General features: G+C 37.2%; 33 protein-coding genes and 2 pseudogenes. 16 read left to right on the top strand and 19 right to left on the bottom strand.

All coding sequences use genetic code 11. From position 1 onward, the window contains the following. Positions 1-253: 253 nt before the first annotated feature. The 19 genes and pseudogenes from RSTT_RS05235 to RSTT_RS05335 form a co-directional block, all read right to left on the bottom strand. Complete coding sequence (locus RSTT_RS05235; protein WP_096525919.1) at positions 254-2,668, bottom strand: sodium-translocating pyrophosphatase; 2,415 nt, start codon at positions 2,666-2,668, stop codon at positions 254-256. A gap of 15 nt (positions 2,669-2,683) precedes the next feature. Then, positions 2,684-3,094, bottom strand: coding sequence for a MazG nucleotide pyrophosphohydrolase domain-containing protein (locus RSTT_RS05240; protein ID WP_096525920.1), 411 nt, complete (start codon positions 3,092-3,094; stop codon positions 2,684-2,686). A 50-nt stretch (positions 3,095-3,144) separates the two neighbouring features. Next, positions 3,145-3,252, bottom strand: coding sequence for a magnesium chelatase subunit ChlI family protein (locus RSTT_RS07190; RefSeq protein WP_102135983.1), 108 nt, complete (start codon positions 3,250-3,252; stop codon positions 3,145-3,147). 57 nt (positions 3,253-3,309) lie between these two features. After that, positions 3,310-3,531, bottom strand: coding sequence for a hypothetical protein (locus RSTT_RS07195; protein ID WP_172412883.1), 222 nt, complete (start codon positions 3,529-3,531; stop codon positions 3,310-3,312). Positions 3,532-3,547: 16 nt separating this feature from the next. Further along, a pseudogene (locus tag RSTT_RS07200) lies at positions 3,548-4,191 on the bottom strand (ATP-binding protein). Positions 4,192-4,343: 152 nt separating this feature from the next. Continuing rightward, positions 4,344-4,648: pseudogene (locus tag RSTT_RS07205) on the bottom strand (magnesium chelatase domain-containing protein). Positions 4,649-5,002: 354 nt separating this feature from the next. Then, entirely contained in the window at positions 5,003-5,860 is an 858-nt protein-coding gene (locus RSTT_RS05275) for a methylenetetrahydrofolate reductase (protein ID WP_158302855.1), read from the bottom strand. Between the two features lie 754 nt (positions 5,861-6,614). Next, the gene (locus tag RSTT_RS05280; protein WP_015423711.1) at positions 6,615-6,854 is read right to left on the bottom strand and encodes a methylenetetrahydrofolate reductase C-terminal domain-containing protein; all 240 of its coding nucleotides are present in this window, start codon (positions 6,852-6,854) and stop codon (positions 6,615-6,617) included. After that, positions 6,851-7,435, bottom strand: a complete 585-nt coding sequence (gene pth, locus RSTT_RS05285; RefSeq protein ID WP_096525926.1) for an aminoacyl-tRNA hydrolase — start codon at positions 7,433-7,435, stop codon at positions 6,851-6,853. Before pth ends, RSTT_RS05280 begins: the two co-directional genes overlap by 4 nt. A gap of 47 nt (positions 7,436-7,482) precedes the next feature. Beyond that, a complete protein-coding gene (locus tag RSTT_RS05290; protein WP_096525927.1) occupies positions 7,483-8,202 on the bottom strand; it encodes a 50S ribosomal protein L25 in 720 nt (239 codons plus the stop codon). A 115-nt stretch (positions 8,203-8,317) separates the two neighbouring features. Then, positions 8,318-9,250, bottom strand: coding sequence for a ribose-phosphate diphosphokinase (locus tag RSTT_RS05295; RefSeq protein ID WP_096525928.1), 933 nt, complete (start codon positions 9,248-9,250; stop codon positions 8,318-8,320). A 71-nt stretch (positions 9,251-9,321) separates the two neighbouring features. Further along, positions 9,322-10,677, bottom strand: coding sequence for a bifunctional UDP-N-acetylglucosamine diphosphorylase/glucosamine-1-phosphate N-acetyltransferase GlmU (gene glmU, locus RSTT_RS05300; RefSeq protein WP_015423715.1), 1,356 nt, complete (start codon positions 10,675-10,677; stop codon positions 9,322-9,324). A gap of 223 nt (positions 10,678-10,900) precedes the next feature. Then, entirely contained in the window at positions 10,901-11,191 is a 291-nt protein-coding gene (locus tag RSTT_RS05305; protein WP_179943618.1) for a hypothetical protein, read from the bottom strand. A gap of 1,159 nt (positions 11,192-12,350) precedes the next feature. Next, complete coding sequence (locus tag RSTT_RS05315) at positions 12,351-12,947, bottom strand: 3'-5' exonuclease (protein WP_096525930.1); 597 nt, start codon at positions 12,945-12,947, stop codon at positions 12,351-12,353. 981 nt (positions 12,948-13,928) lie between these two features. After that, entirely contained in the window at positions 13,929-14,060 is a 132-nt protein-coding gene (locus RSTT_RS06870; RefSeq protein WP_269457761.1) for a hypothetical protein, read from the bottom strand. 123 nt (positions 14,061-14,183) lie between these two features. Next, positions 14,184-15,773 carry an MBL fold metallo-hydrolase gene (locus RSTT_RS05320; RefSeq protein WP_096525931.1) on the bottom strand — a complete coding sequence of 530 codons (1,590 nt, stop codon included), beginning with the start codon at positions 15,771-15,773 and terminating at the stop codon, positions 14,184-14,186. 14 nt (positions 15,774-15,787) lie between these two features. Next, positions 15,788-15,907, bottom strand: coding sequence for a DUF4411 family protein (locus RSTT_RS07140; RefSeq protein WP_096525932.1), 120 nt, complete (start codon positions 15,905-15,907; stop codon positions 15,788-15,790). A gap of 54 nt (positions 15,908-15,961) precedes the next feature. After that, the gene (locus RSTT_RS05330) at positions 15,962-16,195 is read right to left on the bottom strand and encodes an ImmA/IrrE family metallo-endopeptidase (protein WP_096525933.1); all 234 of its coding nucleotides are present in this window, start codon (positions 16,193-16,195) and stop codon (positions 15,962-15,964) included. 186 nt (positions 16,196-16,381) lie between these two features. Beyond that, entirely contained in the window at positions 16,382-16,864 is a 483-nt protein-coding gene (locus tag RSTT_RS05335) for a hypothetical protein (protein WP_096525934.1), read from the bottom strand. 447 nt (positions 16,865-17,311) lie between these two features. Between RSTT_RS05335 and RSTT_RS05340 the strand changes: the two genes are divergently transcribed. The 16 genes from RSTT_RS05340 to thiC all read left to right on the top strand — a co-directional run bounded on the left by RSTT_RS05340 (position 17,312) and on the right by thiC (position 26,733). Then, positions 17,312-17,965 (top strand): histidinol phosphate phosphatase domain-containing protein, encoded by a 654-nt coding sequence (locus RSTT_RS05340; RefSeq protein ID WP_015423718.1) that lies wholly within the window; start codon positions 17,312-17,314, stop codon positions 17,963-17,965. Between the two features lie 2 nt (positions 17,966-17,967). Continuing rightward, on the top strand, positions 17,968-18,612 hold the full coding sequence (locus RSTT_RS05345) for a tetratricopeptide repeat protein (protein WP_172412887.1): 645 nt from the start codon (positions 17,968-17,970) through the stop codon (positions 18,610-18,612). A gap of 72 nt (positions 18,613-18,684) precedes the next feature. Beyond that, positions 18,685-19,059: a glycine cleavage system protein GcvH gene (gene gcvH, locus RSTT_RS05350; protein WP_015423720.1), complete on the top strand. Its 375-nt coding sequence runs from the start codon at positions 18,685-18,687 to the stop codon at positions 19,057-19,059. Positions 19,060-19,075: 16 nt separating this feature from the next. Continuing rightward, positions 19,076-20,407 (top strand): aminomethyl-transferring glycine dehydrogenase subunit GcvPA, encoded by a 1,332-nt coding sequence (gene gcvPA / locus RSTT_RS05355; protein WP_096525936.1) that lies wholly within the window; start codon positions 19,076-19,078, stop codon positions 20,405-20,407. 20 nt (positions 20,408-20,427) lie between these two features. Continuing rightward, positions 20,428-20,757 carry an AvaI/BsoBI family type II restriction endonuclease gene (locus RSTT_RS06875; RefSeq protein ID WP_096525937.1) on the top strand — a complete coding sequence of 110 codons (330 nt, stop codon included), beginning with the start codon at positions 20,428-20,430 and terminating at the stop codon, positions 20,755-20,757. Beyond that, the gene (locus RSTT_RS06880; protein ID WP_096525938.1) at positions 20,738-21,130 is read left to right on the top strand and encodes an AvaI/BsoBI family type II restriction endonuclease; all 393 of its coding nucleotides are present in this window, start codon (positions 20,738-20,740) and stop codon (positions 21,128-21,130) included. The genes RSTT_RS06875 and RSTT_RS06880 overlap by 20 nt, the downstream gene beginning before the upstream one ends. Before the next feature lie 7 nt (positions 21,131-21,137). Next, positions 21,138-21,248 carry an AvaI/BsoBI family type II restriction endonuclease gene (locus tag RSTT_RS07145; RefSeq protein WP_369698032.1) on the top strand — a complete coding sequence of 37 codons (111 nt, stop codon included), beginning with the start codon at positions 21,138-21,140 and terminating at the stop codon, positions 21,246-21,248. Further along, complete coding sequence (locus RSTT_RS05375; protein WP_172412889.1) at positions 21,230-21,424, top strand: hypothetical protein; 195 nt, start codon at positions 21,230-21,232, stop codon at positions 21,422-21,424. The genes RSTT_RS07145 and RSTT_RS05375 overlap by 19 nt, the downstream gene beginning before the upstream one ends. A gap of 140 nt (positions 21,425-21,564) precedes the next feature. Then, on the top strand, positions 21,565-21,819 hold the full coding sequence (locus RSTT_RS05380) for a hypothetical protein (protein WP_096525941.1): 255 nt from the start codon (positions 21,565-21,567) through the stop codon (positions 21,817-21,819). 31 nt (positions 21,820-21,850) lie between these two features. Then, on the top strand, positions 21,851-22,183 hold the full coding sequence (locus RSTT_RS05385; RefSeq protein ID WP_096525942.1) for a hypothetical protein: 333 nt from the start codon (positions 21,851-21,853) through the stop codon (positions 22,181-22,183). Between the two features lie 24 nt (positions 22,184-22,207). Then, positions 22,208-22,624 (top strand): hypothetical protein, encoded by a 417-nt coding sequence (locus RSTT_RS05390; protein ID WP_096525943.1) that lies wholly within the window; start codon positions 22,208-22,210, stop codon positions 22,622-22,624. A 54-nt stretch (positions 22,625-22,678) separates the two neighbouring features. Next, on the top strand, positions 22,679-24,115 hold the full coding sequence (gcvPB, locus tag RSTT_RS05395) for an aminomethyl-transferring glycine dehydrogenase subunit GcvPB (RefSeq protein WP_096525944.1): 1,437 nt from the start codon (positions 22,679-22,681) through the stop codon (positions 24,113-24,115). 58 nt (positions 24,116-24,173) lie between these two features. Continuing rightward, entirely contained in the window at positions 24,174-24,581 is a 408-nt protein-coding gene (locus RSTT_RS05400) for an adenylyltransferase/cytidyltransferase family protein (protein WP_096525945.1), read from the top strand. Then, entirely contained in the window at positions 24,562-25,092 is a 531-nt protein-coding gene (locus tag RSTT_RS05985; protein WP_149030055.1) for a hypothetical protein, read from the top strand. Before RSTT_RS05400 ends, RSTT_RS05985 begins: the two co-directional genes overlap by 20 nt. A 67-nt stretch (positions 25,093-25,159) precedes the next feature. Beyond that, positions 25,160-25,393, top strand: a complete 234-nt coding sequence (locus RSTT_RS07150; RefSeq protein ID WP_096525947.1) for an AlbA family DNA-binding domain-containing protein — start codon at positions 25,160-25,162, stop codon at positions 25,391-25,393. A gap of 74 nt (positions 25,394-25,467) precedes the next feature. Continuing rightward, entirely contained in the window at positions 25,468-26,733 is a 1,266-nt protein-coding gene (gene thiC, locus RSTT_RS05415; RefSeq protein WP_096525948.1) for a phosphomethylpyrimidine synthase ThiC, read from the top strand. Positions 26,734-26,740 lie beyond the last annotated feature (7 nt).

Here is a 26,740-nt window from a genome sequence, read left to right on the forward strand (position 1 = left end):
CGCACTAAAAGCCAGCCCGGTCTCAGCAAAATTACACTTCCGAATAAGAAAGAAAAGAGACGCCAACACAAGCAACACAAAATATTCTATTATAAACCCCAACCAGATTGTTTATTTACAGCCTGCTAATCAGCCGTATTATCCACCGAACTGCGTAATAATTGATTATTAAAGAGGAAGTATCATACCGCGTAAATCTAAGTTCTACAGATTATCTTTTATTTTTAAAACAGACAAAAGAAATAAATGAACATCATTTTCCTTCGTCTTTAGCACGCATATCCGTAAACGATCTCACTACAAATATAATCGCTGTGCAAAAGAATACAACTGCAAGAACAGCATTTAAACACTCTTTTTTAGCAAGTACCAACGCAAGTTCCAATGCAAGAAGCCCGAAAAGTGTCGTAAACTTAATTATAGGATTCATTGCAACGGAAGAAGTGTCTTTAAATGGATCTCCAACCGTATCGCCGACAACAGTAGCTTTATGAAGTTCAGTTCCTTTTTCACGCAAATCAACTTCAACGTATTTCTTTGCATTGTCCCATGCTCCGCCGGCATTTGCCATAAATATTGCCTGAAAAAGACCAAACAACGCTATTGAAATAAGATAGCCTATAAAGAAATAAGGTTCTATAAACGCAAAAGCAAGCGTTGTAAAGAAAATAACTAAGAACAGATTTACCATACCTTTTTGTGCATATTTCGTACATATTTCAACAACTTTCTTGGAATCTTCTGTCGAAGCTCTATCTGAACTTCCGTCAAGTTTTATATTATTTTTAATGAACTCGACGGCTTTATAGGCGCCGCTTGTCACAGCATGATTAGAAGAACCAGTAAACCAGTAAGTTACGGCTCCGCCGGCAATCAAACCAAGCAGGAAAGGAGCATGTAAAAGTGACAACTTGTCAAGCCCCGTCGTAAGACTATCGGTAAGCATAACTATTGTCGAGAATATCATCGTCGTCGCGCCCACGACAGCAGTTCCTATAAGAACGGGCTTTGCCGTAGCTTTAAAAGTGTTTCCCGCACCATCATTTTCCTCAAGTAATATTTTTGATTTACTGAAAGAAGGCTTAAATCCGAAATCTTTCTCAATTTCCTTGCCGATATTGGGAATACTTTCAATCAGTGAAAGTTCATACACCGACTGTGCATTATCGGTTACAGGACCATAAGAATCAACCGCAATGGTAACAGGGCCCATACCCAAAAACCCGAAAGCAACAAGACCGAAAGCAAATACGGCGGGAGCTATCATAATTAAGCCAAGCCCATGCAAACTGATTGCATAAGCAATACCCATGAGAACTATTACTGCAATGCCCAGCCAGTATGCACTGAAATTTCCAGCCGTAAGACCAGCAAGAACATTAAGTGATGCTCCGCCGTGTTTTGAAGAAGTAACAACATTCTGTACAAAAGCACTTTTTACGGAAGTAAAAATTTTTACGATCTCCGGTATCATTGCACCCGCTATCGTCCCGCAGCTTATAATAAGCGAAAGTTTCCACCAAAGAGTTCCGTCACCCAAATCACCGATTATAATGTTAGAAACTGCAAAAGTCAAAGTAATTGACACTATCGACGTTATCCATACGAGAAATGTTAGTGGAGTTTCAAAATTCATTTTATCTGCAGTGGCGTATCTCGCTTTTGCGATTGCCGAGCTGATTCCATAAGAAAGAGCGCTTGATATAAGCATTATTAAACGCATTACAAAAATCCACACAAGAAGTTTAACCTGCAAAACAGGCTCCTTTACGGCAAGAACTATAAATGTCACCAAAGCGACGCCAGTGACGCCATAAGTTTCAAAACCATCCGCGGTAGGTCCTACAGAATCGCCGGCATTGTCGCCCGTGCAATCCGCTATAACGCCAGGATTTCTTGCGTCGTCCTCTTTAATATTGAAAACAATTTTCATTAAATCCGAACCTATATCCGCAATTTTTGTAAATATTCCGCCCGCTATTCTAAGAACCGAAGCACCAAGCGACTCGCCGATTGCAAATCCTATAAAGCAAGCACCTGCAAAATCTGAAGGAATAAAGAGAAGAATTATAAGCATTATAAAAAGTTCAATGCTTATTAAAAGCATTCCTATGCTCATACCCGCGCGAAGCGGTATCGCATAAAGAGGAAAAGGGTTCCCTTTCAAACTTGCGAAAGCAGTCCTTGAATTTGCAAAAGTATTGATTCTCATGCCAAACCATGCCACAGTGCAGCTTCCGAGAATTCCTATAACGCTGCAAAGCACTATTGTAACGACTTTAACCGCTCCAAAATGCTGCAACAGTCCAAAATATACAACTATTACAGCCGCAAGCAAAACTTCAAGTATAAATATGAATTTTCCCTGAGTTACAAGATATGTTTTACAGGTTTCATAGATAAGTTCTGAAATTGATTTCATTGACTTGTGAACCGGCAGATTTTTAATGCCTACAAAATGATAAAGTCCAAAAAACAAGCCGAAAATGCAGATGAGAAAACCGGACATCAAAAGCATTTTGCCGTCAATCGCATTTCCAAAAAATCCGATGGAAGCCAAATCTGGAATAATCAAATTCGCTTCGCTTGCAAAAGAACGACTGACAGCCGCAATTATAAAAGCAAAAACCGCCGCGACTTTTCTCAATGAAAAGACTCTGTTTAACATACTACCTCCAAAAAATTATTTCTCAATTTTACATTTTTTCAAAAAAGTTTTTTCTTCTGCCTTGACTTTTTCCCATATAACTTCAATATCTTTTGTGTTTTTAACTTTATATTCACCAAATACATGGGGATGTCTTCGGACAAGTTTTTTGTTCAGCTTTTCTATCACTCCAGCAATATTAAAACTTTTGCTTTCTTTCGCAATCTGCGCATGGAATACAACCTGAAGCAGAATATCGCCCAATTCTTCCTCAAGATTGTCCATATCACCGTTTTTAACCGCTTTTTTTACTTCTTCCGCTTCCGAAAACAAATGCTTCACAAGAGATTCATGCGTCTGTTTACTGTCCCACATGCATCCGTTTTTAGAGCGCAGAGTCACAAATATATTTATCAATTTATCGAATTCCCTTAAATACTTTTTCATATACCTTCTTACTTCGTTTCCTCTCCAGACATCCTTCTTTTAAATTATTCTTAGTTATACTCTATCAAAAAATCTATATCGCACAGCTTCCGCGCTAAATGGTTTGTTTTAATTACATCGCTGCCGTCTAAGTCCGCAATTGTTCTTGAAACTTTCAAAATTTTGTCGTAAGATCTCGCCGAAAAATTTAATTTTTCAACCGTAGTCTAAGCATTTCAAAAGCATTGCCACCTAAAATGTAATATTTTTTTATTTCCTTTGACTGCCATCTGGGCATTTGCATATATGCCGCTTCCTAGCAATCTTGCATTCTGAATTTCTCTAGCCTTTACAACTCTTTCTCTTATGCCTGTCGAACTTTCAGAATCGTCATTCAAAGCCGAAAGTTCAGAAAATTTTAAAGCCGGCACTTCAACGTGAATGTCAATTCTGTCCATTAAAGGACCGGAAATTCTACTTTGATACTTCCTTGATTTGATAAGGATTACAAACACATTCTTTTTCCCTGTGTCCCAGATTCCCGCACGGACAGGGATTCATCGCCGCAACAAGCATAAAAGAAGCCGGAAAAATAAAACTGACCCTTGCTCTCGAAACGGTTATTTTTTTATCCTCCAAAGGCTGACGCAAAACTTCAAGAGCGTCTCTTCTAAATTCTGCAAATTCATCTAAAAACAAAACTCCGTTATGCGAAAGACTTACTTCTCCGGGTCTGGGATACGTTCCGCCTCCCGCTAAAGCTACAGCTGAAGAAGTATGGTGCGGACTTCTGAAAGTACGCCGCTTTATCAAGTCGCCCACAAAAGCATGACCCGATACAGACCATATTCTGGTAGTCTCGACAGCTTCGTCAAAAGTCATCGGAGGAAGCCGAGAATACGTTTTGCTATCATGGTTTTCCCCGAACCGGGAGGACCCGACATTATTATGTTATGACTTCCCGCAGCCGCAATTTCAGTTGCCCGTCTTGCATTCTTCTGACCTTTTACGTCAGCAAAATCACAGCCCACATCGTTATAAATATAAGGCTCGCGATTCAGTTCGCCGTTAATAAATTTAACAATCTCTGCAAGAGGCCTAAATGGAAATATATTCACTTTTCCTGAGACAGCGGCTTCCTGCCCTGTTTGCGACAGGCACTATAAAATCTTTTATTTTGTTTTTTTGTAAACGCAAGGATATAGGAGGGCAAAACACCTTTAACTTTCCTTGTTTTGCCGTCTAAAGATAATTCGCCGCAGCACAAAATCTACGTAAATTCTCTTTTTTTTATTTTACCGTTTGCGACAAGTATCCCCAAAGCTATAGACAAGTCAAAAATACCACCCTCTTTTTTAATGTCTGCGGGAGCTAAATTAACGGTGATTTTTCTTGACGGAAAATCAAATCCTGATTTTTCATTGCGGCTGTCACTCTATCGCGAGACTCTTTAACCGCAGCGTCAGGAAGCCCCACTATAGAAAAAACAGGCATTCCGGATGAAATATATGTTTCAACTTCAACTATATCCGCCTCTACGCCGTTAATAGCCGCGGAATAAATAAGCGAAAGCATTTAAAACCTCTTTAATTTTATATTATATCATAATAACTAATTATTCCATCAAAAAAAAATGATTAAATCTGCATTGTAAAACCGCTGTCCCGGGAATATTATACATAAGTCGGAAATACCGCTTTTACCAACAAAATCTGCAACTGCAGTGTTAAAAAAATGCTTTGCATCAAAAACAGCTACGGCAGCAAAATACGACTGAACTGCATTTTAGTATGTTTTTAGAAATTTAAAAGAATTATTTCCGCATAGATAACATCGTGGCTAAAAATGATGGGAATCAATAAAACGGCCGCAATTTTCTTCGCCTTTACCATAACCGACAACATAAACATTTAAATACTTGATACTTGTTTATAAACTATCTCTTATCATTTCAGGTATATGTTCCTCCGTACCTATTGCCATTATATGGACACCGTCTGCAAAGGAACGAAGTTCTTTAATTGTCGCGGAACAAATTTTTATGCTTTCTGCCAAAGGGTCAGAAGCGGAATTTATTCTGTCTTTTATTTCATCTGGTATATTTACTCCGGACATAGACTTCAGAAACTGCAGAAACTTTGGGGATTTAATGAGAATCATTCCGGGTAAAATTTTTACTTTTAAATGTTTTACCTTATCAAAAAAATTCTTGTATATCTGCACATCAAAAATTGCCTGTGTCTGAAAAAATTCAGTTCCGGCTTTTACTTTTTTTTCAAGCATCAAAGCCTGTAAATCGACTGACTGAACCGACGGATTCACAACCGCTCCGACGCAGAATTTCGGACTTCCTTGCAATTTCTTCCCCGCAATGTCCACACCGGTTTCTAAGAGTCTTGCGGTTTTTATAAGCTGTATAGTATCTAAGTCATAGACTGCTTTTGCGTCAGAGCACTCACCTATAGACGGATGGTCGCCACTTAAAAGTAGAACATTTTCTATACCTAAAACATTCGCACCAAGTAGTTCAGACTGCAGCGAAATTCTGTTCCTGTCCCTTGCAGTAAGTTGCAAAATGGGTTCTATTGCACGTTCTATCAGGATTCTGCTCATAGCAAGAGAGCTTACTCTCATAGATGCTCTTTGATTGTCGGTAACATTTACGGCGTCAAGTCCATACAAACAGTCTGCTCTACGCAAAAAAGAAGATATATCCACCCCTTTAGGCGGAAACAACTCTGCTGTTATCAAAAATTTGTCTGATTTTAACTTCTCCTTAAATTTCAATCTCACGTTCCTTTACATTTATTATAAGACTTTAACTAAGAGACCAAACCTACTATCACTATTCTTACAAACATGCTGAAGTAAAAGCGAGATGATATATCTTTAGCAGTCTGCTGTGGATAAGTGGATATGTTTGTGAAACGAATTCAATTTTTTTGCAGATATAACCAACCTATAGTAATACCTCGATACTACACGGAAGCCATTATCATAACCGACAGCATCCCTGATCGAATTTTTTCTGCCTTTATTTCGCAAGTTCGTACATATAAATGTCGAATCCTTCAGCTTTTACTTCTGATTCCCCCATCGGCAAAACCATTGAAATAACCCACATCTTGGCTTGGCTTGCTAAAAAACCGCTTCTAAATCCCAACACTATTAATACGATAATTGTAAAAAACACAGTTCATTTTTTATTTTCTTAATCCTTCAATTTCACACACTAAACCGTTAATATTGTCGTCAATGCACTTGATTCGATTAACATAAATCCCAATATTAAATTATCCATTTCATTCATTTTTTTTCTTATAGCGAAGCTCTGGTAATCGGCTCTAGTTCCTAACTTATCCCGAAAAATTCAGGATGCCGCAAACAAACAGCCCAGCAATATTACGTCGTATAAGACACAACTCTATCCATATATATCAAAAACTTCAATTTTTAGAATACCTTATACATTGTGACAGTTAGATATAAATATGCGAATTTTTAAAAAGAGAGAAAATTATGTTTATAACGGCGTTTTGCTTCAGCTTTTGAATGACAACTTTTTGGGTTCTATATATTGGTTGAGAAACTTTTCCAATTCTCCGTTCTTTTTTAGCCCTTCATAAATCAAAACCCATGTACAGTCTCTTGTTTTATCCGTTTCACATTTGCCGTTGACCTCTCCACCACAGGGACCGTTGACAAACCCTTTAGCACATCCTGTTTTCGGACGCAATTCTTTTAAGATCTCATTGTTTTGCTTTTCTTCCGTCATTGTCATTTTATATTTGCAAGCTTTGAAACTGTTTTGTCAAGTCCGGATACATATACTTCATCAAAAAGACTGACAGCAGTTTTTTTTATTAAACTTATTCTATCCTTATCTTCCCGCGCAAACTTTGACAGTACAAAATCTGCCGCTGGAATAAATTTTGGAAGCGGACCTATGCCCAGTTTCATTCTGGGTAAATTATCGCTATGAAGACTTTCTATTATGGAACTCATCCCGTTATGCCCACCTGAAGAACCTGACATTTTTACTCTGTATTCGCCGAAAGGTATTAAAAAATCATCATAAAAAACAAAAATCTCTTCAGGTTTAATTTTATAACACTTTGCAAAAGAAGAAACCGCAATTCCTGAAAGATTCATAAAAGTCACAGGTTTTAAGAACCATACTCTAAAATCCGGCTCGCCGTAAAAAGAGACCTCAGCCATATCATTCCACATTTTAAATTTCAGATGTTTTAAGTCCGCTATCTCATCTAAAATAATAAAACCCAGATTATGGCGGGTATTTTCATATTTTTGTCCCGGATTGCCAAGCCCTATAAAAAGCTTAATCTCAATCTGCCCGCTCATAAATTAAAACAACTCCTGCAACAATACTATATAATCAATGAACCGAATTATTTTTTTGTTCCGCCTGTCGCAGTAGTCGGAGATGCCACTGACGTGCCTTTTTCAGCTTCTTCATCTTCTTTATCTTTCTTACCTTTGCTTATTATTACCTCAGGCTGCACCACAGTAGCCGTTCCTCCAGCCATCGCTTCAGGTTTTTCCTCTTCAAAAACCGCCGCAACAGCTATAACGTGAACTATCAGCGTTGACGAATCCTGCACATATTTTACCCCATCTAACTCAGGTAAATCCGCGACAGTTATTCCTTGACCTATACGCAAAGCTTTGACATCAACACTTATTTTCTGGGGAATATTTCTGGGTATCGCTTCCACTTTAACTTCTCTGACTATAAATTCCATAACGCCGCCGAAGTTTTTAACTCCATCGGCAACACCGGCAATATGAACGGGAACCAAAACTTCAATTTTATCTTCAAGCGAAATTGCGTGAAAATCTATATGTATTGTATGCTGAGTTAAAAAATCTCTGTCCAGAGATTTTACTATCGCCGCTTTTTTTTCGTCTTTAAAGTTCAAATTTATGATGACATTCGCTCCATTCGCTTCCATTATTGAAACAAAAACTTTTGAGCTAACGGCTATAGCTTCAGGTTTGATACCTTTTCCGTAAAATATCGCGGGAATTTTTCCGCTTTTCCTTAAAAACGCAAGATCTCCTTTCGATCCCACCGTTCTTGCCTGTGCATCCAAAATCACTTCTTTCACTTAAATCCTCCATTGTCATTACAATCGCACCGTTATTTAAGATAGAGACACGCTCTCTGCATAAAGCAACAAACAAGAGCAAAAATACCCGCAGATGAATCTCAGCTTTCCATTCTTATAAGAAAAGGGCGCTTATTGATTCATCGTTTGAAATTCTCATTATAGCTTCCGCCAAAATCGGAGCAATGCTTAAAACAACTATTTTCTCCGTCGGTCCGTCTTTTAGCAACGGAATCGAATCCGTTATGATAAGTTCTTCTATGCATGAATTCTGGATTTTCTGTTTTGCGTTTCCGGAAAGAACTCCGTGCGAGACCGCCGTAAAAACTCTTGACGCTCCTTTTACTTTTATCGCCTCGGCTACTTTCGTCAAAGTTCCCGCAGTATCAGCTAAATCATCTAAAATTATACAGGTTTTATCTTTCACTGCGCCAATAATATTCATAATAGAAGCTTCATTGGGACGCGGCCTTCTTTTATCGACGATCGCCAGTTCAGCGTTAAAATGCTTAGCAAAAGATCTTGCTCTTTCCACACCGCCCGCATCAGGCGAAACAATTACAACATCGTTCAATTTTTTTTCTTTAAGATAACTTAAAATCACCGGCCTACTGTAAAGATGATCGACAGGAATATCAAAGAAACCCTGAATCTGCCCTGCGTGTAAATCCATCGTCAAAACTCTCGTGATGCCCGCCGTAGCAAAAAGATTTGCGACAAGTCTTGCCGTAATCGGAACTCTCGGCTCGGCTTTTCTGTCTTGCCTGCCGTATCCATAATAAGGAACAACCGCCGTTATTCTTTTAGCCGACGCTCTTTTCAATGCATCTGCAATAATTAAAAGCTCCATTAAATTTTCATTGACAGGAAAACTTGTAGGCTGAATTATATAACAGTCCGTTCCCCTTACATTGTCAATAATTTTGACTTGTACCTCGCCGTCGCTGAAACGCTCCACTTTCGCTTCGCTTAATTCAACACCGAGCTGCTGTCCAATCTGTTTTGCAAGTTTAACATTGGCGTTACCAGAAATAACTTTAAGCTTCATAATGCCTCTTTAATGTTCATTGAAAGTAAATCCACGTCCGGCACTGCAGATAAATAAAACACGCTGATATTTTACCTGTCAATTCTTCTGCGCTTAACTTCTTGTCTCACCCTTGCTATCACAAGTTTTCCCGACTGAACATCATGCGTTATAGTTGAACCCGCTGCAACCAAAACGCCACACCCTATTTTAACCGGAGCTACAAAATTCACGTTAGAACCAATAAATGATTCTGAGCCTATAATCGTCTGATGTTTTTTTGCTCCGTCATAATTGCAGGTTATCGTTCCAGCTCCTATGTTGACATTTTTCCCTACCAACGCATCGCCTATATAAGAAAGATGATTGACTTTAGAATTCTTTGCTATTACAGCTTTTTTCGTCTCCGAAAAATTGCCTATCCTAACATTTTCCCTCAAAACGGAACCTTCTCTTATATGAGAAAATGGACCTACCGTAACTTTTTTATCTATAACGGCACCTTCTATATAAGAATACAATATAGCGCTTTCGTCACCGATTTTAGAATTAGATATATAGCTTGCACCTCTTATTATACAATTTTTGCCTATTGAAACACCCACATCTATAAAAGCACCGGGATAAACAACAGTATCGCCGCCGATTTTCGCATCGTAAGATATATAAACATTATCGGCATCGACAATACTGACACCGTTGCTTAAAAGTTCTTTTATTTTTCTGTTATTTACTATGCTCTCCGCACGTGAGAGCTCCGATCTGTTATTTATGCCTCTAACCTCATAATTGTCTTCAACCACAACTAAAGAAGTTTTTCTGCCGGATTCTTTAAGTATGGCGACAGTGTCGGTTATATAGTATTCTTTGTTTGCGTTATTGGACTTTAATTTTGAAAGAGCTTTCCATAAATTTTTATCAAAACAATAAATACCCGAATTTATTTCTTTTATGCGTTTTTCTGCCGGAGTCGCATCTTTTTCTTCAACTATCTTTTCTAAAAACCCGCCGTTTCTTACAATTCTGCCGTACCCAAAAGGATTTTCAACTCTCGCAGCCAAAACTGTAACCGAAGCACCGGTTTTTTTATTATTACTCACCAAAGACGATAGAGTTGAAGATCTAACCAAAGGCACATCCGCACTTACAACCAAAATACCACCTTTATAATTCTTTAAAACTTTTTCTGCCTGCATTAGTGCATGTCCCGATCCAAGCTGTTCTCTCTGATAGACAATTTTTATGCCGCTTTCCGACAAATATTCTTCAACAACTTCAGTCCCGTGTCCAAGCACAAGAACTATGCCGTCAGGTTTTAAGGCGGAAACAGAATCTATAACCCATTTCACCAACGGCTTGCCTGAAAGTTTATGTATAACCTTAGGCAGAGAGGATTTCATTCTCGCACCTGCACCTGCCGCAAGTATTACTGCCGAAAAATTTTTCATTATCAATAAATCCAAAAAACTTCCCTTGCAGGATAAGCGTTTTTTTATCCCGGGGAATAATAAGCCAACTACATTGATACTATAACAAAAATACTTTAAAATGACAAAGGAAAAATTAACTGGCGACTCACACCGCTTACAGAGAGAGTAATCTTATTTCTGTTATCGGCTGCAAAGGCCTTCGGTAGTACAGGGGTATTTAAAAAAATTTATATTTTTAAGCCTATTTCTTTTTGCCTTTTCTTGCAGATTTTTCAACAACTTTCTTTACTGTTTTTTTCGTTTTATCCTTTTCGCCTCTATTCATGGACGATCTTGAAATATCGCCCTGCTTGTCAATAAAATAAAAATATCCTGCTTCTTTGTCTACGCCGATTTTTTTTACTTTTGACACTTTACCGCCCTTCTTTCCGCCTCTTGCCATCAAAGCTCTTGAGACATCGCCCTGCTTATCGACAAAATAAAGATAACCTGATTCTCTTTCCACACCTACTTTCTGTACTTTTTCTGCCATTGCAGCCTCCTTTCGGCGCAAATGTTTTTTATCTACTTAACCGACCGCTTTTTATCTGGTTTTTATTCTCTCTGACATATTTTCTTTTTTGTAATCATTTTATCTTTAAGACAGTCGGCAACATATTTTAGAGAATCTGAATTGTCTGATAATTTTTAAAGCTGGAATTTTTTTCATACTTACTCAAACTTTATATTTTAGATTTCCCAATTAACAAACACTTAGAAAGTTTTTTATGTCCATTACTTGCTTATTTTATGCGCCGCGTATATTTTTAACTTTCGTTCTTCGATATCACTAATTTTTACATGCTAGGAAATTACATAAATTTGATCATATCAAGTCAAGTTAAGTATTAATTTTTTAATATTAATCTACATTACACTTCAACCTCGAAGCTATTGATTTGTCAATGAGGTTAAACATTGATTTTCCAACCAGATCTATCTTGACTGGCTCGACTAAGTCGTTTAAAGATTCTACTAGCATGTCCATCACCTTTTTGTAGGCGAACGATTCATTTGTCATTTTACCTTTCCTCCATCAAGATGGTGCTAGCTGGGCTAAAAGGGTATAGGTAACTCTTATCGAGGACTCGACACTATTAATCATAGCTATCATACAGTCAACGTATGGGTGATAATCAAGAATAGTCGACTGAACTCCCTTTTGATATTCGCTAATCTTTCTCTTGCATTACGTAAAAGAATTATTGTGTTTTGCCAGACTTCTGGATTTGGGTACTGACCTTGTCTCATCATTTCCTTTTCAACTTTTAACAGTTGCTCGGCAAACACTTCCTTAAACATTAGATATGACTTCTTTTTCCTGTTCCTGTATCAAACCCTCTCCTGCAAATGCTACCTGTGATACCATAAACATACACATCAATCCTGCAATTAGTTTTTTCATTGTTTCATCCGTTTGTTTAAATTCCATCCGTCCCACATTTGTACCAACTTCTCTGCATCCTTTACCGCTATTTCTTATGGATCAATTCTGTCTATAAACAAATACCTGTTGAAAAATAAACATAAGTTTTTTTCAACATATTCTAACTTTTACTGCATGTAATAATTATGAGGGGTCAATGTAATATATAGAAAAAAAATCACAAAAACATATATTCCGTTCTGTTGGTTAAGTAATGGGCATTTGCTTAATCAGGATTGTATTTATATACGGAAGGCTCTATCATATTTATATCTTTTCTATACATATTTGCAAATATATATTTTGCGACCGAAAACATTGTCAAAACATCTGCCATTGCCCTGTGTCTCAATTCCGCTTCAATGCCTATAGCATCCGCTATATTGCCAAGTTTATTTGAATCAAAACTGAAATACTGTCTTGCAAGTTTTAAAGTGTCTATATAGCGGATATTTTTTACAGGCACTCCTGCCAGGTAAAGTTCTCTGCAGACAAAAAGTAAATCAAAAGGAGCGTTGTGACATACGACAACGCTGTGTCCGATAAAAGAAAATACATTCCCCGCAATCTCGTCAAAAGACGGCGAATTTTTTATCATATCGTCGTAAATAGCATGGACTTTAGAACATTCCGAAGGTATTGGCAGACCCGGATTTACAAGACTTTCATATCTCTCTTCAATACCGCCACACACTTTAAGCATTGCGATTTCAACTATATTCGCGCCTTTTTCGGGATCAAGTCCTGTAGTTTCGATATCTAAAAAAACTAAATTATCGGGCAATTTTTTAAAAAGCAGTTTTACGGCAGATTGATATTTCATTTAATATTCCGTAACTTTAAGAAAAACAATAAGTGTTATCAAATAAATAAGCCCCGTAAAAAATTATCTAGAAATTTGTTGAAAACTCAGAAAAACCAGCTTTCTCTATTTTAAATACCCGGCAGCACGTCAGATGAGAGTATTTAAACAAAAGCGAAGTATAAGGGATAATTATACTACAATAACACCGAAAATCACAAGCGATCCCAAAATAAAACATGACATTATGCCCTTGCCGACAAAACAGTAAAGCAGTATGCTCATCAAATAAACAATTACAAAAAACAGCACTTTTTTATCTCAAATCAATTCCTATGTTTCTAAGTCCACCGACAGCATCATCGTTGCCGCAGAACGCCACTTTCTTTAAATACTCCCCCCCCTTTTTACGACATACCGAGAATATAACTTGCTTTGTGTCACTGTCAAGATTTATTTTTTCAGAGCTTTTAACAACATTCTGCCGCTTCAGAGAAATTGTTCCTGTCGTGATAGATATCAGCTATACGGAATTATAAAATCTTCATCAGCTTTTATTGCTTTGCGGTAATTAAATAACGCTTCGGCACGGTTATTTAATTTCAAATACATGTCGCCAACGCTGAGTTATGCGGCGACAAACAAACTATCGTTTTCTTTTACCTTTTCATAATACGGACAGTGCCTCCTTGTATCTGCCCTCTTCTCTAAACGTATTGCCAATTAAATTGTAAAAACCGGCGTTGCTGAAATTTTTCGACAAAAGAGTTTTTTTAAAACATCCTCGCATTTTCATGAAGTCCGCAGCTTTTAAAACACAACCCTATAAGCTAAGCAAATATGACTTTTAGGAATATGAATCCAGATTTATAGTTTTTTCAAGATAGCGGACTGCCTGTAAAAATTTTTCTCTACTATCATATTCGGAAGCCTCACTAATATAAAGCGACTCCTATACAATAGTAGTTATCAGAATCGTCGGAATCAAGGCCTACAGCGAGTTTAAAATACTTTACCGCCAAAATTATAATTTCCCAATCTAAAAAGAGAAGTGTCGTAATTTCTGTACAATTCTGTGCCTAAAGCGTTTAAATCTACGACTTTACTAAAATCTTGCATACCGTTCGTCCGCATAATATTCGTCTGCCTTCTGAAAGATAACGTCTTTGGAATAACCTAAATTTCCGTCGATGTATATTCCTGTAGACGCAAAAATAAAACACGCCGTTATTATTATCGGACGGTCTTGAAAACATATTAAAATCCTAATTTTACCGATTCTCCGGCTTTTGCGCCGTTTACTCCTTTACAGCCTTTACTTTTCAAGAGTTTTATCATATTCTGTGTATTTTTATCATTTGAATGTATTATGTATATTTTAACATTATTTTTATCCTGATTTGAAAGCCATTTCTGCAACATTTCAAAATCAGCATGATCTGAAAAAACATCATATTTTTTTATTTTTGCAAAACTCTTCGTTCCTGAACGGGTTTTTTTATTTTGAAGCAGAAGTCCTGCATTGCTTTCGGGACTCACGTAATTTACTATTATTATAAAAACATCTTTCCTTATCGACATTGTAGGCACAAGATGTTCTGATCTTCCTTTATCCATATCGCCGCTGGAGGAAATTAAAATTATATTAGAAGCATAATTCCCCATTGTCTGCAGCCTTACACTTTTAGGGAGAATCGAACCATTCTTATACACGCCATCTAAAAACCAGTAGCTGCTAATCGCCGATTTTTCAGATTCATCCTTTTTTTTTGCGGCTTCTTTCTGGTATAAAGCCGTTATGGCGTTTGCGCAGGGAGAAATAGAATAAACCGGTATTTTCTTTGACAGGCTGCCGTCATCCTGCATAAGCTTTAGTTCGTACAAAACTTTCTGCGTTCTGTTAAAAGATAAAGCGGGTATCCAGACAGTTTTTCCTGCTGCGAGAGCTTTTTTCAAATCATTTCTGAAAAGTTCGTATTGTTCCATGCCTACTTTATGCCGGCATTCAGCATAAGTCGCCTCCATAAAAACTAAATCGACCTTTTCCGGAATATCAAACTCGCCGTTAAACCTCGAATAACCGCTTCCCAAATCTCCGGAAAACAAAATTTTCTTATTGTCAATCGTAAAAACAAAACAGGCGGAACCCGGCACATGTCCGGCATTTATAAGTTTTGCTGTAAAGTTATCGGAAATTTTGATATCCCTGTCATATTTAACTGTAGCAAATTGTTTTTCTATCTTTTCAGTTTCTTCTTTACAACAGTTTTTACATAATAAAAATTCAACGCTTTCTCTCGCTTCCAAGTCTTTTAAAGAAATCTCAGTGTCAGAATACTCAGCGGATTTTATATTTTTTTTACAGTCGTCGGTCCAGTGCGCTACAACTTTGCCGTTGTTAGCGTAGCGCGCTTTTTCTCTTTGACTTTTCGACCAGAACCATTTTCGCTCTATCAAATCAAATCCATTTCTCTCTTTGAAAAGAGTCAAAGCAAGTTCTTTCGTAGCTTGAGTCGAATAAATTTTACCTTTAAACCCCCTGTGTATTAAAAGCGGAATTCTGCCGCTGTGATCTAAATGCGCATGCGTCAAAAAAAGCGCTTCTGCTTCAATAAGCTCATCTTGAATCCGCAGATTTTTTAATTTTGCAGTTTCACCGCCGGCAGAACCGCTTTCCTCAGGCATAAAAAGACCGCAGTCGATAAGGAATTTTGAATTTTCCGTCTCCAAAAGAAAACAGCTGCCCGAAACGGTCGAAGCCGCTCCATAGGGAGTTACAGACACACCTGCAAAAACTGCGGGTATAAACAAAAAAAAAGAAAAGATCGCTGAAGCTATTTTTTTCATGTTATTTTACGCCGTTAAAGAGACTCTTTTAATTCTTTCAACATATCAAATGTATTAATGCATTCAACTTTGAAAGTTTTGCAAACATTGGGGATTAGCACTTTTTTCTTTATACGCAAATTAAGTTTTTCCATTGTAACCAATTATATCCATTTGCTAAAGCAAACGCTATCAAATACGGATCGGCATTATCTGATTGCGCAAACTATAGGATTTACCTTAAAACTCTCCGATATGCTGTCAAACCTATATTGATTCTCTTCCCACAATTTACGAAATTCAGATTCAGGAGCTAAAAATTCAGCTGCAATATTACTGCATCTTATTTCGATTTCTTCTTTGCCGGGATGCATTTTGTCGAGATTAAATATCCTGCCTGTATTCAACCATAAATGAGCAAGTTCGTGGGCAATAGTAAACATATCTGCGCTGATTTAGCATCTGAATTATTAACAAATATCAAAAGGAGCATATTCATCATATAACACAAATCCCCTGAATTATTCCACAAGCAATTCCCTTTTTGTGTTATTTGCAACAATTCCATCAAAAATCAACATAATTCCAACATCTTCAATTTTATTGTTTAGCTTATCAAGAGCCTCTCTCTACTTCCCGCAATTTTCCGACCAACTGTAATCAAGCCCCAATGTTTTTCTTATATTTTTTGCAATTTCAACATCACTTAATTTTGAAAAAGAAGCGGCAAAATCTAACGGCTTACTGCCATTTTCAATTCGATAAGAACGCAGCCAATCTTGTTTTCTCTGCATAAAGCAAACTGTTTCAATCAATTCAGGACTTGGACTTCTTATTATAAGTTTATCATCAACAGTGCGACAGTCAGGGACCGGCAGTTTTTCAATAAACGGTTTTTTCAAAAATAAATAACCGAATGGAATCGTTGCTCTTTTAGAAAAATCTTGAAGCTGTTTTAAAGTAGGTTTAACATCTTTTTCCCAAAGAGAAAGTTTAGGGAAAGACTTCGTAAAAAAACCTTGATCTTTTCCCGAACGATCTATTGCCCACTTTATCATTGAATTCTTTATATTGATTCCGTTATCAATCAAATGTTCTCTTATTCCATCCATTTATGAATCAACTTTTCAGTCAACTCTTACTATATAAAAAGCACGACAAACGCGTTTGACAGCAAATAGGCAAACAACAATAATTTAGTCAATACTGCCAAACAAATTATTGTATTTATTATTTATTAGCCTATAACAAAACTATGCAATTGTCCTGTTTCTCCCGCGCATTCTTTACTTTTATTATATCTTTTATCTTTTAAAGCAACTATTTGTGCTTCGCTGCATGTTTAATATGCACTAATGCGTTTTTTCTTTCTTTTGTAAACGCCTATATTGAAAGTCCGTCGTTAAGCATTAAATAAGAACCTCTGTCTTTGACCAAAAAAAAGACTGGATGTTTCGGGAACTTCATATCCTTTAACATGACAAAGAAAGACTTTCATATTAGAAAAAGAATTGACTGTTATTTGTATCTTTGTTATAATTTTTTGGGGATTAAACTAAATGATAGATTTACATACACATACTTTTTTTTCGGACGGCGTTTTAAGTCCTTCTGAACTTGTTTACAGAGCAAAATACAAAGGCTATACTGCCATTGCACTTACAGATCATATCGATTGTTCCAACATGAAAACTGTTATTGCGGGCATAACTAAAGTTGCAAAAATACTGACGGAAAACTATGATATTCTTGTCCTGCCGGGAGCAGAGCTCACCTATATTCCTCCAAAACTTATAAAAGACTCCGCTGCCAAATGCAGAAAACTAGGAGCTGAAATTATCATCGTTCACGGTGAGACCGTAGCTGAAACTGTGCCTCCGAAAACAAATATATACGCTGTTGAAGCAGGCGTCGATATATTGGCGCATCCGGGACATTTGTCCGAAGAGGAAGCCGGTATTGCGGCTGAAAATAACGTCAAAATAGAAATCACCTCAAGAAAAGGACACAATGTAACAAATAAGGAAGTTGCGGAAGTTGCACTTAAAAAAAAAGCAAAACTTGTTTTAAATACCGACACTCACAGTCCAGAAAATCTTTTGAGTAAAGAACTTATAGCGAAGGTTTTGTCGGATGCGGGTCTGTCGTCTAATTATTATGACATTATGCAAAAGAATTCTCTTGAAATTATTGAAAGCAAAAGGATTCAATGAAAATGCATTCTATATCAGACAGAAAATCGATCGGAGGAACAATTTCGGGGTTTGTCGTAAAACAGGCTAAAGGAAATAAAACTAAATTCTTTGCGGTTGTAGCTTTTGCTCTGACAATAATTTTTATAGGAATATTTATTTTGAGACTTCACGCGTTTGAAGAAGCGTCATCTGCAAAACTGGCTGCGGCTTACGCATCTTTTATGCATGGTGACAAAAAAAGCGGAACTGCTCTTATAGACGAAATGATAGCGAAGTTTCCAAAAACTTCCGCCGCCTATCATGCAAGACTTATTAAAGCTGATTTTCTCACTGAAATTCTCGAATATGATGAAGCTCTAAAGATTTTAACTGAAACTGTAAACAACGGAAAATCCGATGCTATAAAATCGCTTGCACACGCAAGGATTATTTACATTTATGACTCTAAAAAAGATTATCTTAACGCCGCACTTGTTTCAAAAGAATTTATCGCCAAATACCCCGACCATTTTCTTACAAGGGATATTTATCTGAATTTGGCTGAGTATTATATTCTTTCCGGCTCAAAAGACGAGGCGGCGGAAGTTTTTAACGAAGTGTTGGTAAACTTTCCTGCAACGCGGGCAGCGGAGAGTGCCCGCAATAGATTTAACCAGATTAAGTAAAGAGAAAAAATATTATAAAGAAACTTTTTTCATTTTACTTATAACCGTATTGGTGTAAGGGGGGAGGACATAATGAATATTCCACAAGATTTAAAGTATACTAAAACCCATGAATGGGTAAAAATTGACGGCAACAAAGCTAAAGTCGGCATAACTGACTTTGCCCAATATGAAATTACAGACGTCGTACACGTGGAACTCCCTGAGATAGGCAAACAGGTTAAAAAAGCACAGCCCGCAGCCGTTGTAGAATCCGTAAAATCCGCTTTTGACATATACAGTCCGTTAAGTGGCAAAATACTTGAGGTAAACGACAGTGTTTTGAGAAGTCCCGAAGTCATAAATCAGTCGCCGTATGAAAACGGCTATTTATTCATAATTGAATTTACAGATGAAAAAGAGATTGCCGATCTGCTTGAAGCAGACAGCTATAAAAATTTAATTTAACAAGAGATACCATTCTATGGATTATACACCTCAAAATCAAAAAGACAAAAAAAAGATGCTTGAAACAATAGGTATCGATGACGTAAGCGAATTGTTTGACACAATTCCTAAAGATTTAAGAGCAAAAAAACTTAATATCTCCGGCGGTAAAACGGAACAGGAACTCTTAAATTATTTTTCGGATATTGCATCTGAAAACAAAGTGCTTATTTCTTTCAGAGGTGCTGGAATTTACGATCACTATATACCATCTTTAGTAGGCGAAGTTATAGGAAGATCAGAATTTTGGACTGCATATACGCCTTATCAAGCCGAAGCAAGTCAGGGTACTCTTCAGTCTATCTTTGAATACCAGAGTTTAATTTGCGCTTTGACCGGACTTGACACGTCAAACGCCTCTTTGTACGACGGTGCAACTGCAACAGCGGAAGCTGTCTTGCTTGCTTTAAGAGCAAGCGGTAAAAATAAAATATTGATTTCGCAGGGTTTACATCCCGAATATATGCAAACCGTAAAAACATATCTTGAAAATTCCAAGGCAGAGATCGTCACTTTGAACATCTCAGAAAACGGCGTGATAGAAAAAGATGCCGTTGATGCATCTGTTGACGACGATACGGCGGCTGTTATAATACAATCGCCAAACTTTTTCGGCGTTGTTGAAGATATGCAGGCTTTGTCCACTGTCATAAAAAGCAGGAATTCGTTGTTTGTCGCAGTGTTAAATCCTTTATCGCTTGGTGTTTTTATATCACCGGGCGAATACAAAGCAGATATTGCCGTCGGCGAAGGACAGGTTTTAGGTTCTGCTATGAGAGCGGGCGGTGCGACATTCGGATTTATGGCTGTAAAAAAAGCTTTAGAATGGAAAATGCCCGGAAGGATCGCAGGGCAGACTACTGACAAAAACGGCAACAGAGGATTCGTGCTGACTTTGCAGTCTAGAGAACAGCATATAAGAAGAGAAAAGGCAACGTCTAACATATGTACCAGTGCGTCTTTAAACGCATTGGCAGGCTGCGTCTTTTTATCAGGCTGGGGGAATGACGGTTTTAAAAATCTTGCTGAAATTAATATATCAAAAGCAAGATATGCTTTTAACAAAATAAAATCTTTGAAAGGATTTAAATCAAAATTTGAAAATAAAGTTTTTTTTAATGAATTCGTCATTGAAACGTCAAAAAATATTAAGAAAATTCAGAACATTCTGCTTAAAAACGGCATTCTCGGTCCTTTGGATTTATCCTGTATAAATGAAAATTTTAAGAATTGTCTTTTGTTTTGCGTAACGGAGCAGAGAACTAAAGCCGAAATTAACAGGCTGACTGAAATTTTAGCAGAAGCGTAGAAGTTAATAAAAGCAGAAAGATGAATATTAAAACTCCTGAGGATTTAGTAACTTCTCGCGAACAAACGAGAGCTGGATTTATTTCTTTTGCATTAGAAAAAAACCGTCGATCTACGCCTGTTACAGAAAGCGCTAAATCATTCAAAATACTGCTTTTAAATGTAAAAATAGCAAAATCCTTACTGAAAGTTCCAGAAATCAGGACAGCTTTGCTAGCGGCATCCGGATTATCTGATAAAGCTTTAAATTACTTTACGGAAAAAGATAAGAATAAAGCTATATTAAGTTTAATAAAAAATTTTCTTGAACCTGCAGGCAAGTATTTTGCAGATGAAGCGGTTTATAGGTAATCTTTTAAATAAAGACGATTCTCTGGGCGGTTCAATGCGTAATATTGTCGGAACTCTTGCGCGACAAAAATTAATAAGAACATTGCTTTCCAACTTGTCGATAATAGGTATTTACTATCAATGGTTCAGCAATAAAACTGAAAATTGGGGAAATAAACCTGCGGATGATTTTGCTATAGAGGAAAACTTAAAAGCCTTATCGTGGATAAATTCAAAAGGCAAAAGACGCATTTTGGTTTTCAATCTGCATATTCCCGTTGTGAGCAATAATGTAGATATATGCCTGTTTAAATCAGATGCCTGCTTTTACAAATACGGAAATATTGCAGATGAACCGAAAAATATTGACTTCATTTGTTGCAGCGACGATTGAAAAGAGAATGGCAAATGAAATATTTTCCCAACTAAAAACTAAGACTCTTTCCTATGCTGCCAATCTGACGATCGATTCCCAATTAGTTAATTATTGCGATTGGTTATTAAAATTATGACTATGAAACAGCTTAACTTATTAGACACTCCTCCAGCTATTGAGAAATGGAAAGTAAACAGTTTTTCTGCGAATAATTTCGGAGAACAGATCGCTCGCTTAAATCTTGAACAAAAACTTATTAATATAACGGAAATTTCAAATGATTTCAACCGGCAAAGCGTAAGCGTTAAGTAAAAAAGATTGTATCCACAGATGGCTGAAATACAAAGAGGGTTTTTCAGCAGATTTAGTAGAGCAGCTACTGGAAGAGTTTAAGATTAAGCCTGGATATACTATTCTAGATTGGTTCTGGAACAACTTTATCAGTGTACAAAATGAAAGGCATTAATAGTATAGGTTTTGATATTTTGCCAATGTCAAAAATTGCTATCAGCGCTAAAGAAGCAGTTTACAAATATTGCACATCCGAACTGATAAAAGATATTGAAAATTTATTACTTCCAACAGATTATACCAAGAGAACAACTTATATTAATATTACGGAGGGGCATATCCCGATGAAACGGAGAGAGAAATATCCTTTTTTACAGAATGGAATAAAAAAATTCCAGATATTCGGCGATCACTAAAAACCTTGTTAGCCTCTGTATATTAAATTCGTTGGAAAAAGTCAGCTATACCGCTAAAGACGGTCAGTATTTAAGATGGGATTATAGAAATAAAAAAATGCTCAAATCCGTGCAGTACAGAAAGCAAAAAGGAAAAGCTCCATTAATTATCAGGTTAGATAAAAGAGAGATTCCGTCTTTGAAAGAAATACTGTTAGATGAACTAAGAAGCGTTACGGGAAATATTATTTTTATTCAAAGAGATAAAAACCGTCCTACGGACTCGACATTAAAATTTGTTGAAGGCAGTGCATTATTTGAATTACCAAAACTTGAAAGCAATATTTTGGACGGAGTAATAACTAACATCGCCTCCTTATTGTAATCGGTATGATTATACGCGTACCTAATGTTTCGTGCTGACTACAATAAAATTCTGATTATTGTTGTTAATAACGAGGCTCTAAATGAAGTAAACAGTTCTCTGATGAAACGCAGTTTCAACGGAGACATAAACAACAAGGGCATACTGCGAATGGTCAATGGATATTTTACAGAACTGTCATTTATTTTTGCAGAAATATTTCGCTTGTCAAAACATGGATCCAAAGTGGCTTTTGTCAATGATAATGTACGTTACGGCGGCGAGATTATTCCAGTAGATTTTATCTCAACAGAACTAGCGGAACAAGTTGGTTTTAATCCCATAAAAGTATATTCTTTGAAACAACAAAAGGGCAACAGCAGTCAGCAGATGAAAAAATTTGGAAGAGTGCCATTGCGAAAAAGCATTGCTATTTGTGGGAAAAGCCCTGATTTAAATTAAGATTAAGAAGTTATATACAGTGTGTAATATAATTGAAAAAGGCAAGGTATAAAAATGGAAAAATTATTGAATGAGTTGTCTTCCGAAAACAGACCGGCCTACAGCGTGGATTCCGACGTTGAAATTGATGCGCAAATTCCCGAAAATTTAAAAAGAAGTTCCGGTTTAGGTCTCCCCAGTATTACGGAAAACGATTTGTCAAGGCATTTTACAAACCTTTCAAGAAAAAACTATGCTTTAAGCACGTCCTTTTATCCGCTTGGATCATGCACGATGAAATACAATCCTTTAATAAACGAGCGCGTTGCAAAAAACGAAGCTTTTAATTTTATACACCCGTATCAGCCGGGAAAAAGCATGCAGGGCGTTTTAAAAATAATGTACGAACTTGAAAAAGACTTATGCGAAATTTCCGGAATGGATTGTTTCTCGCTTCAGCAGGCAGCTGGAGCACACGGAGAGTTTACGGGGCTTTTAATCATCGCAAAATATTTTAAATCAATAAAACAAAAAAGGACAAAAATAATCATTCCTGACACCGCTCATGGGACAAACCCGGCTTCGGCTGCTCTTGCGGGTTTTGGAACTGTTTCTTTAAAATCGGAGTCCGACGGAAGCATATTGCCTGAAAAATTAAAAAAAATTTTAACTCCAGAGATTGCTGCAGTTATGCTTACCGTTCCCAACACTTTGGGAGCTTTTGAAAAAAATATACCCGAAATATCAAGAATAGTTCATGAAAACGGCAGCCTTTTATATTATGACGGCGCAAATTTGAACGCCGTTATGGGCATAGTAAGACCCGGCGATATGGGTTTTGACGTCATGCACATAAATCTTCATAAAACCTTCTCAACTCCGCACGGCGGAGGAGGTCCTGGATCGGGTCCCGTCGGCGTAAAAGAGTTTTTAGAGCCTTTTTTGCCCGTTCCGAAAATAGAAAGCAGGAAATCTAAATTTGTTTTAAATTATAAAAAACCGAAAAGCATAGGAAAATTAAAAGCATTTTTGGGGAATTTTCCCGTGATATTAAAAGCATACGTATATATAAAATCATTAGGTGCAGAAGGTTTGAAAAATGTTTCCGAATGGGCTGTTTTGAACGCAAATTATATGCTTGCCAGATTTAAAGATAAAATTGATGTCCCTGCCGGAAGCAGATGTATGCACGAGTTTGTTCTCTCTCCTAAATCTTTGTTTAAAAACAACGTAAAAACTCTAGATGTCGCAAAGAGACTTTTGGATTATGGCTATTACGCTCCGACCATATACTTTCCGTTGATTGTTGAAGAAGCGGTTATGCTAGAGCCTACCGAGACGGAATCCAAAGAAACTATGGACGCATTTATCGATACTCTTATTAAAATTATTTCTGAAGAAGCAACGCAAGAGCCGCAGAAACTTAAAGAGGCACCGTTTAATACTTCTGTCAGAAGATTAAACGAGGTAGAAGCGGCAAGAAATCCGGTTTTGAAATGGAAAAAAGCATAGCCTCTTCTATAAAGAAAATGCAGAAAGAAGTAAAAAAACTCCAAAAAGCCGGGAAAAAGTGATTTTCACAAATGGCTGTTTCGATTTGCTTCATTTGGGTCATATAAATCTTTTTGAAAAAGCAAAAAGTATGGGAGAGGTTCTACTAGTTGCCATAAACTCGGATAAATCTTTGAGTTGCCTGAAAGGTCCGCAAAGACCTTTGTCATGGGAAAAAGATAGGGCAAAACAGCTTCTCTCTTTAAAGTCTGTAGACTATGTAGTCGTGTTCGACGAGCAGACACCGAAAGAAATTTTAAGCGAGCTGCGACCTGATATTCTTGTAAAGGGCGGCGACTATAAGCTGTCTGAAATAGTCGGAAGAGAATGTGTGAAGAAAGTTTGCAGATTCCCTTTTATAAAAGGAAAATCAACAACAAATTTAATAAATCTGATAGTAAACCGTTATGGCTATAAAAAAATGTAAAGCGGAGAGCGAAGTTAAGAATAAAATAAAAGTTTCTTCGTCTGATGCTCTCAGATATACGGAAAATGTAATTCCTGAAAATTTTAACCGGGAATCTGTTCTAAGAATAATAGATGCAAATTTAAACCGCTGCCGCGAAGGGTTAAGAGTCGTTGAAGACGGTCTGCGTTTTGTTCTCAACGATAGTTTTCTTTATAAAAAAATCCGCAGGATTCGTCACAGCGTCGATAAAATCTTAAGAAGCAGTTATGACGAACTTATAAAAGAAAGAGAGTCTTTTGACGATTCTGGCAGACAGATGCCGGAAATATCAAAGAAAGAGCTGGCAGGTATAATAACTGCAAATTTTAAGCGGACGCAGGAATCTTTAAGAGTTTTAGAAGAATATTCAAAAACTCTTTTTCCAAAAGCATCTACAGATTTTAAAAAACAGAGATATGCGGCATACGATGCCGAAAAATCTGTTTATTTAAAATATAGAAAGTTTTTGTTGCAGACGGTGGCACTATGACAAAGAAGTTCTCTACAGTGAATAAAAAAATAAAACAAATGCTTTCCGCGGGGGCGAAAGATCAAATATAGAGTTTAAAGAATGCATACACGACATATCAAATACAGTGTATGAAACTATATATGCATTTTTGAACGCGAGAGGCAGAGCCATTTTACTTGGAGTTAAAGATAACGAAAATATTATCGGAATTACAAAAGAGTATATTTCGTCAATTAAACAAGACTTTGTTACTGCTGTAAATAACCCATCAAAATTGTCACCGACAGTTTGTCTCTCTTCTGAGGGAATTTTTTTATAGATGAGAATAATATTTTATATATTATTGTGCCGGAAAGTTCTCAGGTACGCTACAAAGATATAAACGGAGGAAAAATGACATTGATAGAAGATGCTCAAAATAAAAAAGCGAACGGTCTGATAAAGAGAGCGTCGGAAGCCGAAAATTTAGATGAAGAATTTATAAGAGCCGGCACTGCTGGCGGGAGCATTGTCATACCCAAAAATGTCAATAGAAAACTTCGGAAAATAGTCGCCGTCGGAAAGGGCTTAAAAACAAAAGTTAACGCTAATATTGGTACTTCGCCCGATCATATTGATATTGTGGGTGAACTTGCAAAACTTGATGCCGCCGTCAAAGCCGGCGCCGACGCTGTTATGGATTTATCAACAGGCGGCGACTTAAAACAGATAAGAAAAGAAATTCTTGAGGCTTCGCCGGTACAGGTAGGAACAGTGCCAGTTTACGAAGCTGCCTGTAAAACGGTTGCAAAAGGCAAAAAAATATCTGAAATAGATGGCGAGTTATTATTTGACGTTATAGAGGAACAGTCGCAACAAGGTGTGGATTTTATTACCGTTCACTGCGGAATTAATAAAGACACCGTAGAAATATTAAATCGTCAAAAGCGACTTGCGGGTGTTGTAAGCAGAGGTGGATCTTTTTTGGTTAAGTGTATAAACGCGACTGGAAAAGAGAATCCTTTATTTGAGAATTACGACAGACTTTTGAAAATAGCAAAAAAATACGATGTTACACTGAGTCTAGGCGACGGATTCAGACCAGGCTGTGCGTTTGACGCTTCAGACGGATCGCAACTTGCCGAACTCTCAGTTTTAGGCGAGCTTGTTTTAAGAGCGAGAAAAGCTGGCGTTCAGTCTATGATAGAAGGTCCAGGACATGTTCCTCTGAACCAAATTGAAGCAAACGTAACTATTGCAAAAAGATTGGGGCACGGAGCACCGCTTTACTTTTTAGGACCTCTGGTAACCGATATAGGTGCAGGTTATGATCATATAACTTCTGCAATCGGCAGTGCATTAGCGGCAGCTTATGGAGTCGATTTTATTTGTTACGTTACTCCTGCCGAACATCTAAGGCTTCCTGACGTTGGGGATGTCCGCGAGGGCGTTATCGCCGCAAGACTTGCCGGACATGCCGCAGATATTGTTAAAGGAGTTAAAGGCGCAAGCGAGCGCGATGCCGAAATGTCCAAATGGCGTAAAGCAAGAAACTGGGAAAAACAAAAAGAATTCTGTATAGACCCCGTAAAATTTGCAAGAGAAAGAGAAAAACTTCCACCGCAACAGGAAGATGTATGCACAATGTGCGGAGAGTTCTGCGCTATGAGAGACGAATAAACAAAGC

The sequence above is a fragment of the Candidatus Endomicrobiellum trichonymphae genome, assembly GCF_002355835.1.
Classification (GTDB): domain Bacteria; phylum Elusimicrobiota; class Endomicrobiia; order Endomicrobiales; family Endomicrobiaceae; genus Endomicrobiellum; species Endomicrobiellum trichonymphae.

What these genes read in the sequence shown, in the direction of transcription:
- RSTT_RS05235 (WP_096525919.1), bottom strand. Translation starts at nt 2,668, where the DNA reads ATGTTAAACAGAGTCTTTTCATTGAGAAAAGTCGCGGCGGTTTTTGCT.
- RSTT_RS05240 (WP_096525920.1), bottom strand. Translation starts at nt 3,094, where the DNA reads ATGAAAAAGTATTTAAGGGAATTCGATAAATTGATAAATATATTTGTG.
- RSTT_RS07195 (WP_172412883.1), bottom strand. Translation starts at nt 3,531, where the DNA reads ATGGACAGAATTGACATTCACGTTGAAGTGCCGGCTTTAAAATTTTCT.
- RSTT_RS05280 (WP_015423711.1), bottom strand. Translation starts at nt 6,854, where the DNA reads ATGACAATGACGGAAGAAAAGCAAAACAATGAGATCTTAAAAGAATTG.
- pth (WP_096525926.1), bottom strand. Translation starts at nt 7,435, where the DNA reads ATGAGCGGGCAGATTGAGATTAAGCTTTTTATAGGGCTTGGCAATCCG.
- RSTT_RS05295 (WP_096525928.1), bottom strand. Translation starts at nt 9,250, where the DNA reads ATGAAGCTTAAAGTTATTTCTGGTAACGCCAATGTTAAACTTGCAAAA.
- glmU (WP_015423715.1), bottom strand. Translation starts at nt 10,677, where the DNA reads ATGAAAAATTTTTCGGCAGTAATACTTGCGGCAGGTGCAGGTGCGAGA.
- RSTT_RS05305 (WP_179943618.1), bottom strand. Translation starts at nt 11,191, where the DNA reads ATGGCAGAAAAAGTACAGAAAGTAGGTGTGGAAAGAGAATCAGGTTAT.
- RSTT_RS05315 (WP_096525930.1), bottom strand. Translation starts at nt 12,947, where the DNA reads ATGAAATATCAATCTGCCGTAAAACTGCTTTTTAAAAAATTGCCCGAT.
- RSTT_RS06870 (WP_269457761.1), bottom strand. Translation starts at nt 14,060, where the DNA reads ATGCGGACGAACGGTATGCAAGATTTTAGTAAAGTCGTAGATTTAAAC.
- RSTT_RS05320 (WP_096525931.1), bottom strand. Translation starts at nt 15,773, where the DNA reads ATGAAAAAAATAGCTTCAGCGATCTTTTCTTTTTTTTTGTTTATACCC.
- RSTT_RS07140 (WP_096525932.1), bottom strand. Translation starts at nt 15,907, where the DNA reads ATGGAAAAACTTAATTTGCGTATAAAGAAAAAAGTGCTAATCCCCAAT.
- RSTT_RS05330 (WP_096525933.1), bottom strand. Translation starts at nt 16,195, where the DNA reads ATGTTTACTATTGCCCACGAACTTGCTCATTTATGGTTGAATACAGGC.
- RSTT_RS05335 (WP_096525934.1), bottom strand. Translation starts at nt 16,864, where the DNA reads ATGGATGGAATAAGAGAACATTTGATTGATAACGGAATCAATATAAAG.
- RSTT_RS05340 (WP_015423718.1), top strand. Translation starts at nt 17,312, where the DNA reads ATGATAGATTTACATACACATACTTTTTTTTCGGACGGCGTTTTAAGT.
- RSTT_RS05345 (WP_172412887.1), top strand. Translation starts at nt 17,968, where the DNA reads ATGCATTCTATATCAGACAGAAAATCGATCGGAGGAACAATTTCGGGG.
- gcvH (WP_015423720.1), top strand. Translation starts at nt 18,685, where the DNA reads ATGAATATTCCACAAGATTTAAAGTATACTAAAACCCATGAATGGGTA.
- gcvPA (WP_096525936.1), top strand. Translation starts at nt 19,076, where the DNA reads ATGGATTATACACCTCAAAATCAAAAAGACAAAAAAAAGATGCTTGAA.
- RSTT_RS06875 (WP_096525937.1), top strand. Translation starts at nt 20,428, where the DNA reads ATGAATATTAAAACTCCTGAGGATTTAGTAACTTCTCGCGAACAAACG.
- RSTT_RS06880 (WP_096525938.1), top strand. Translation starts at nt 20,738, where the DNA reads ATGAAGCGGTTTATAGGTAATCTTTTAAATAAAGACGATTCTCTGGGC.
- RSTT_RS07145 (WP_369698032.1), top strand. Translation starts at nt 21,138, where the DNA reads ATGGCAAATGAAATATTTTCCCAACTAAAAACTAAGACTCTTTCCTAT.
- RSTT_RS05380 (WP_096525941.1), top strand. Translation starts at nt 21,565, where the DNA reads ATGAAAGGCATTAATAGTATAGGTTTTGATATTTTGCCAATGTCAAAA.
- RSTT_RS05390 (WP_096525943.1), top strand. Translation starts at nt 22,208, where the DNA reads ATGTTTCGTGCTGACTACAATAAAATTCTGATTATTGTTGTTAATAAC.
- gcvPB (WP_096525944.1), top strand. Translation starts at nt 22,679, where the DNA reads ATGGAAAAATTATTGAATGAGTTGTCTTCCGAAAACAGACCGGCCTAC.
- RSTT_RS05985 (WP_149030055.1), top strand. Translation starts at nt 24,562, where the DNA reads ATGGCTATAAAAAAATGTAAAGCGGAGAGCGAAGTTAAGAATAAAATA.
- thiC (WP_096525948.1), top strand. Translation starts at nt 25,468, where the DNA reads ATGACATTGATAGAAGATGCTCAAAATAAAAAAGCGAACGGTCTGATA.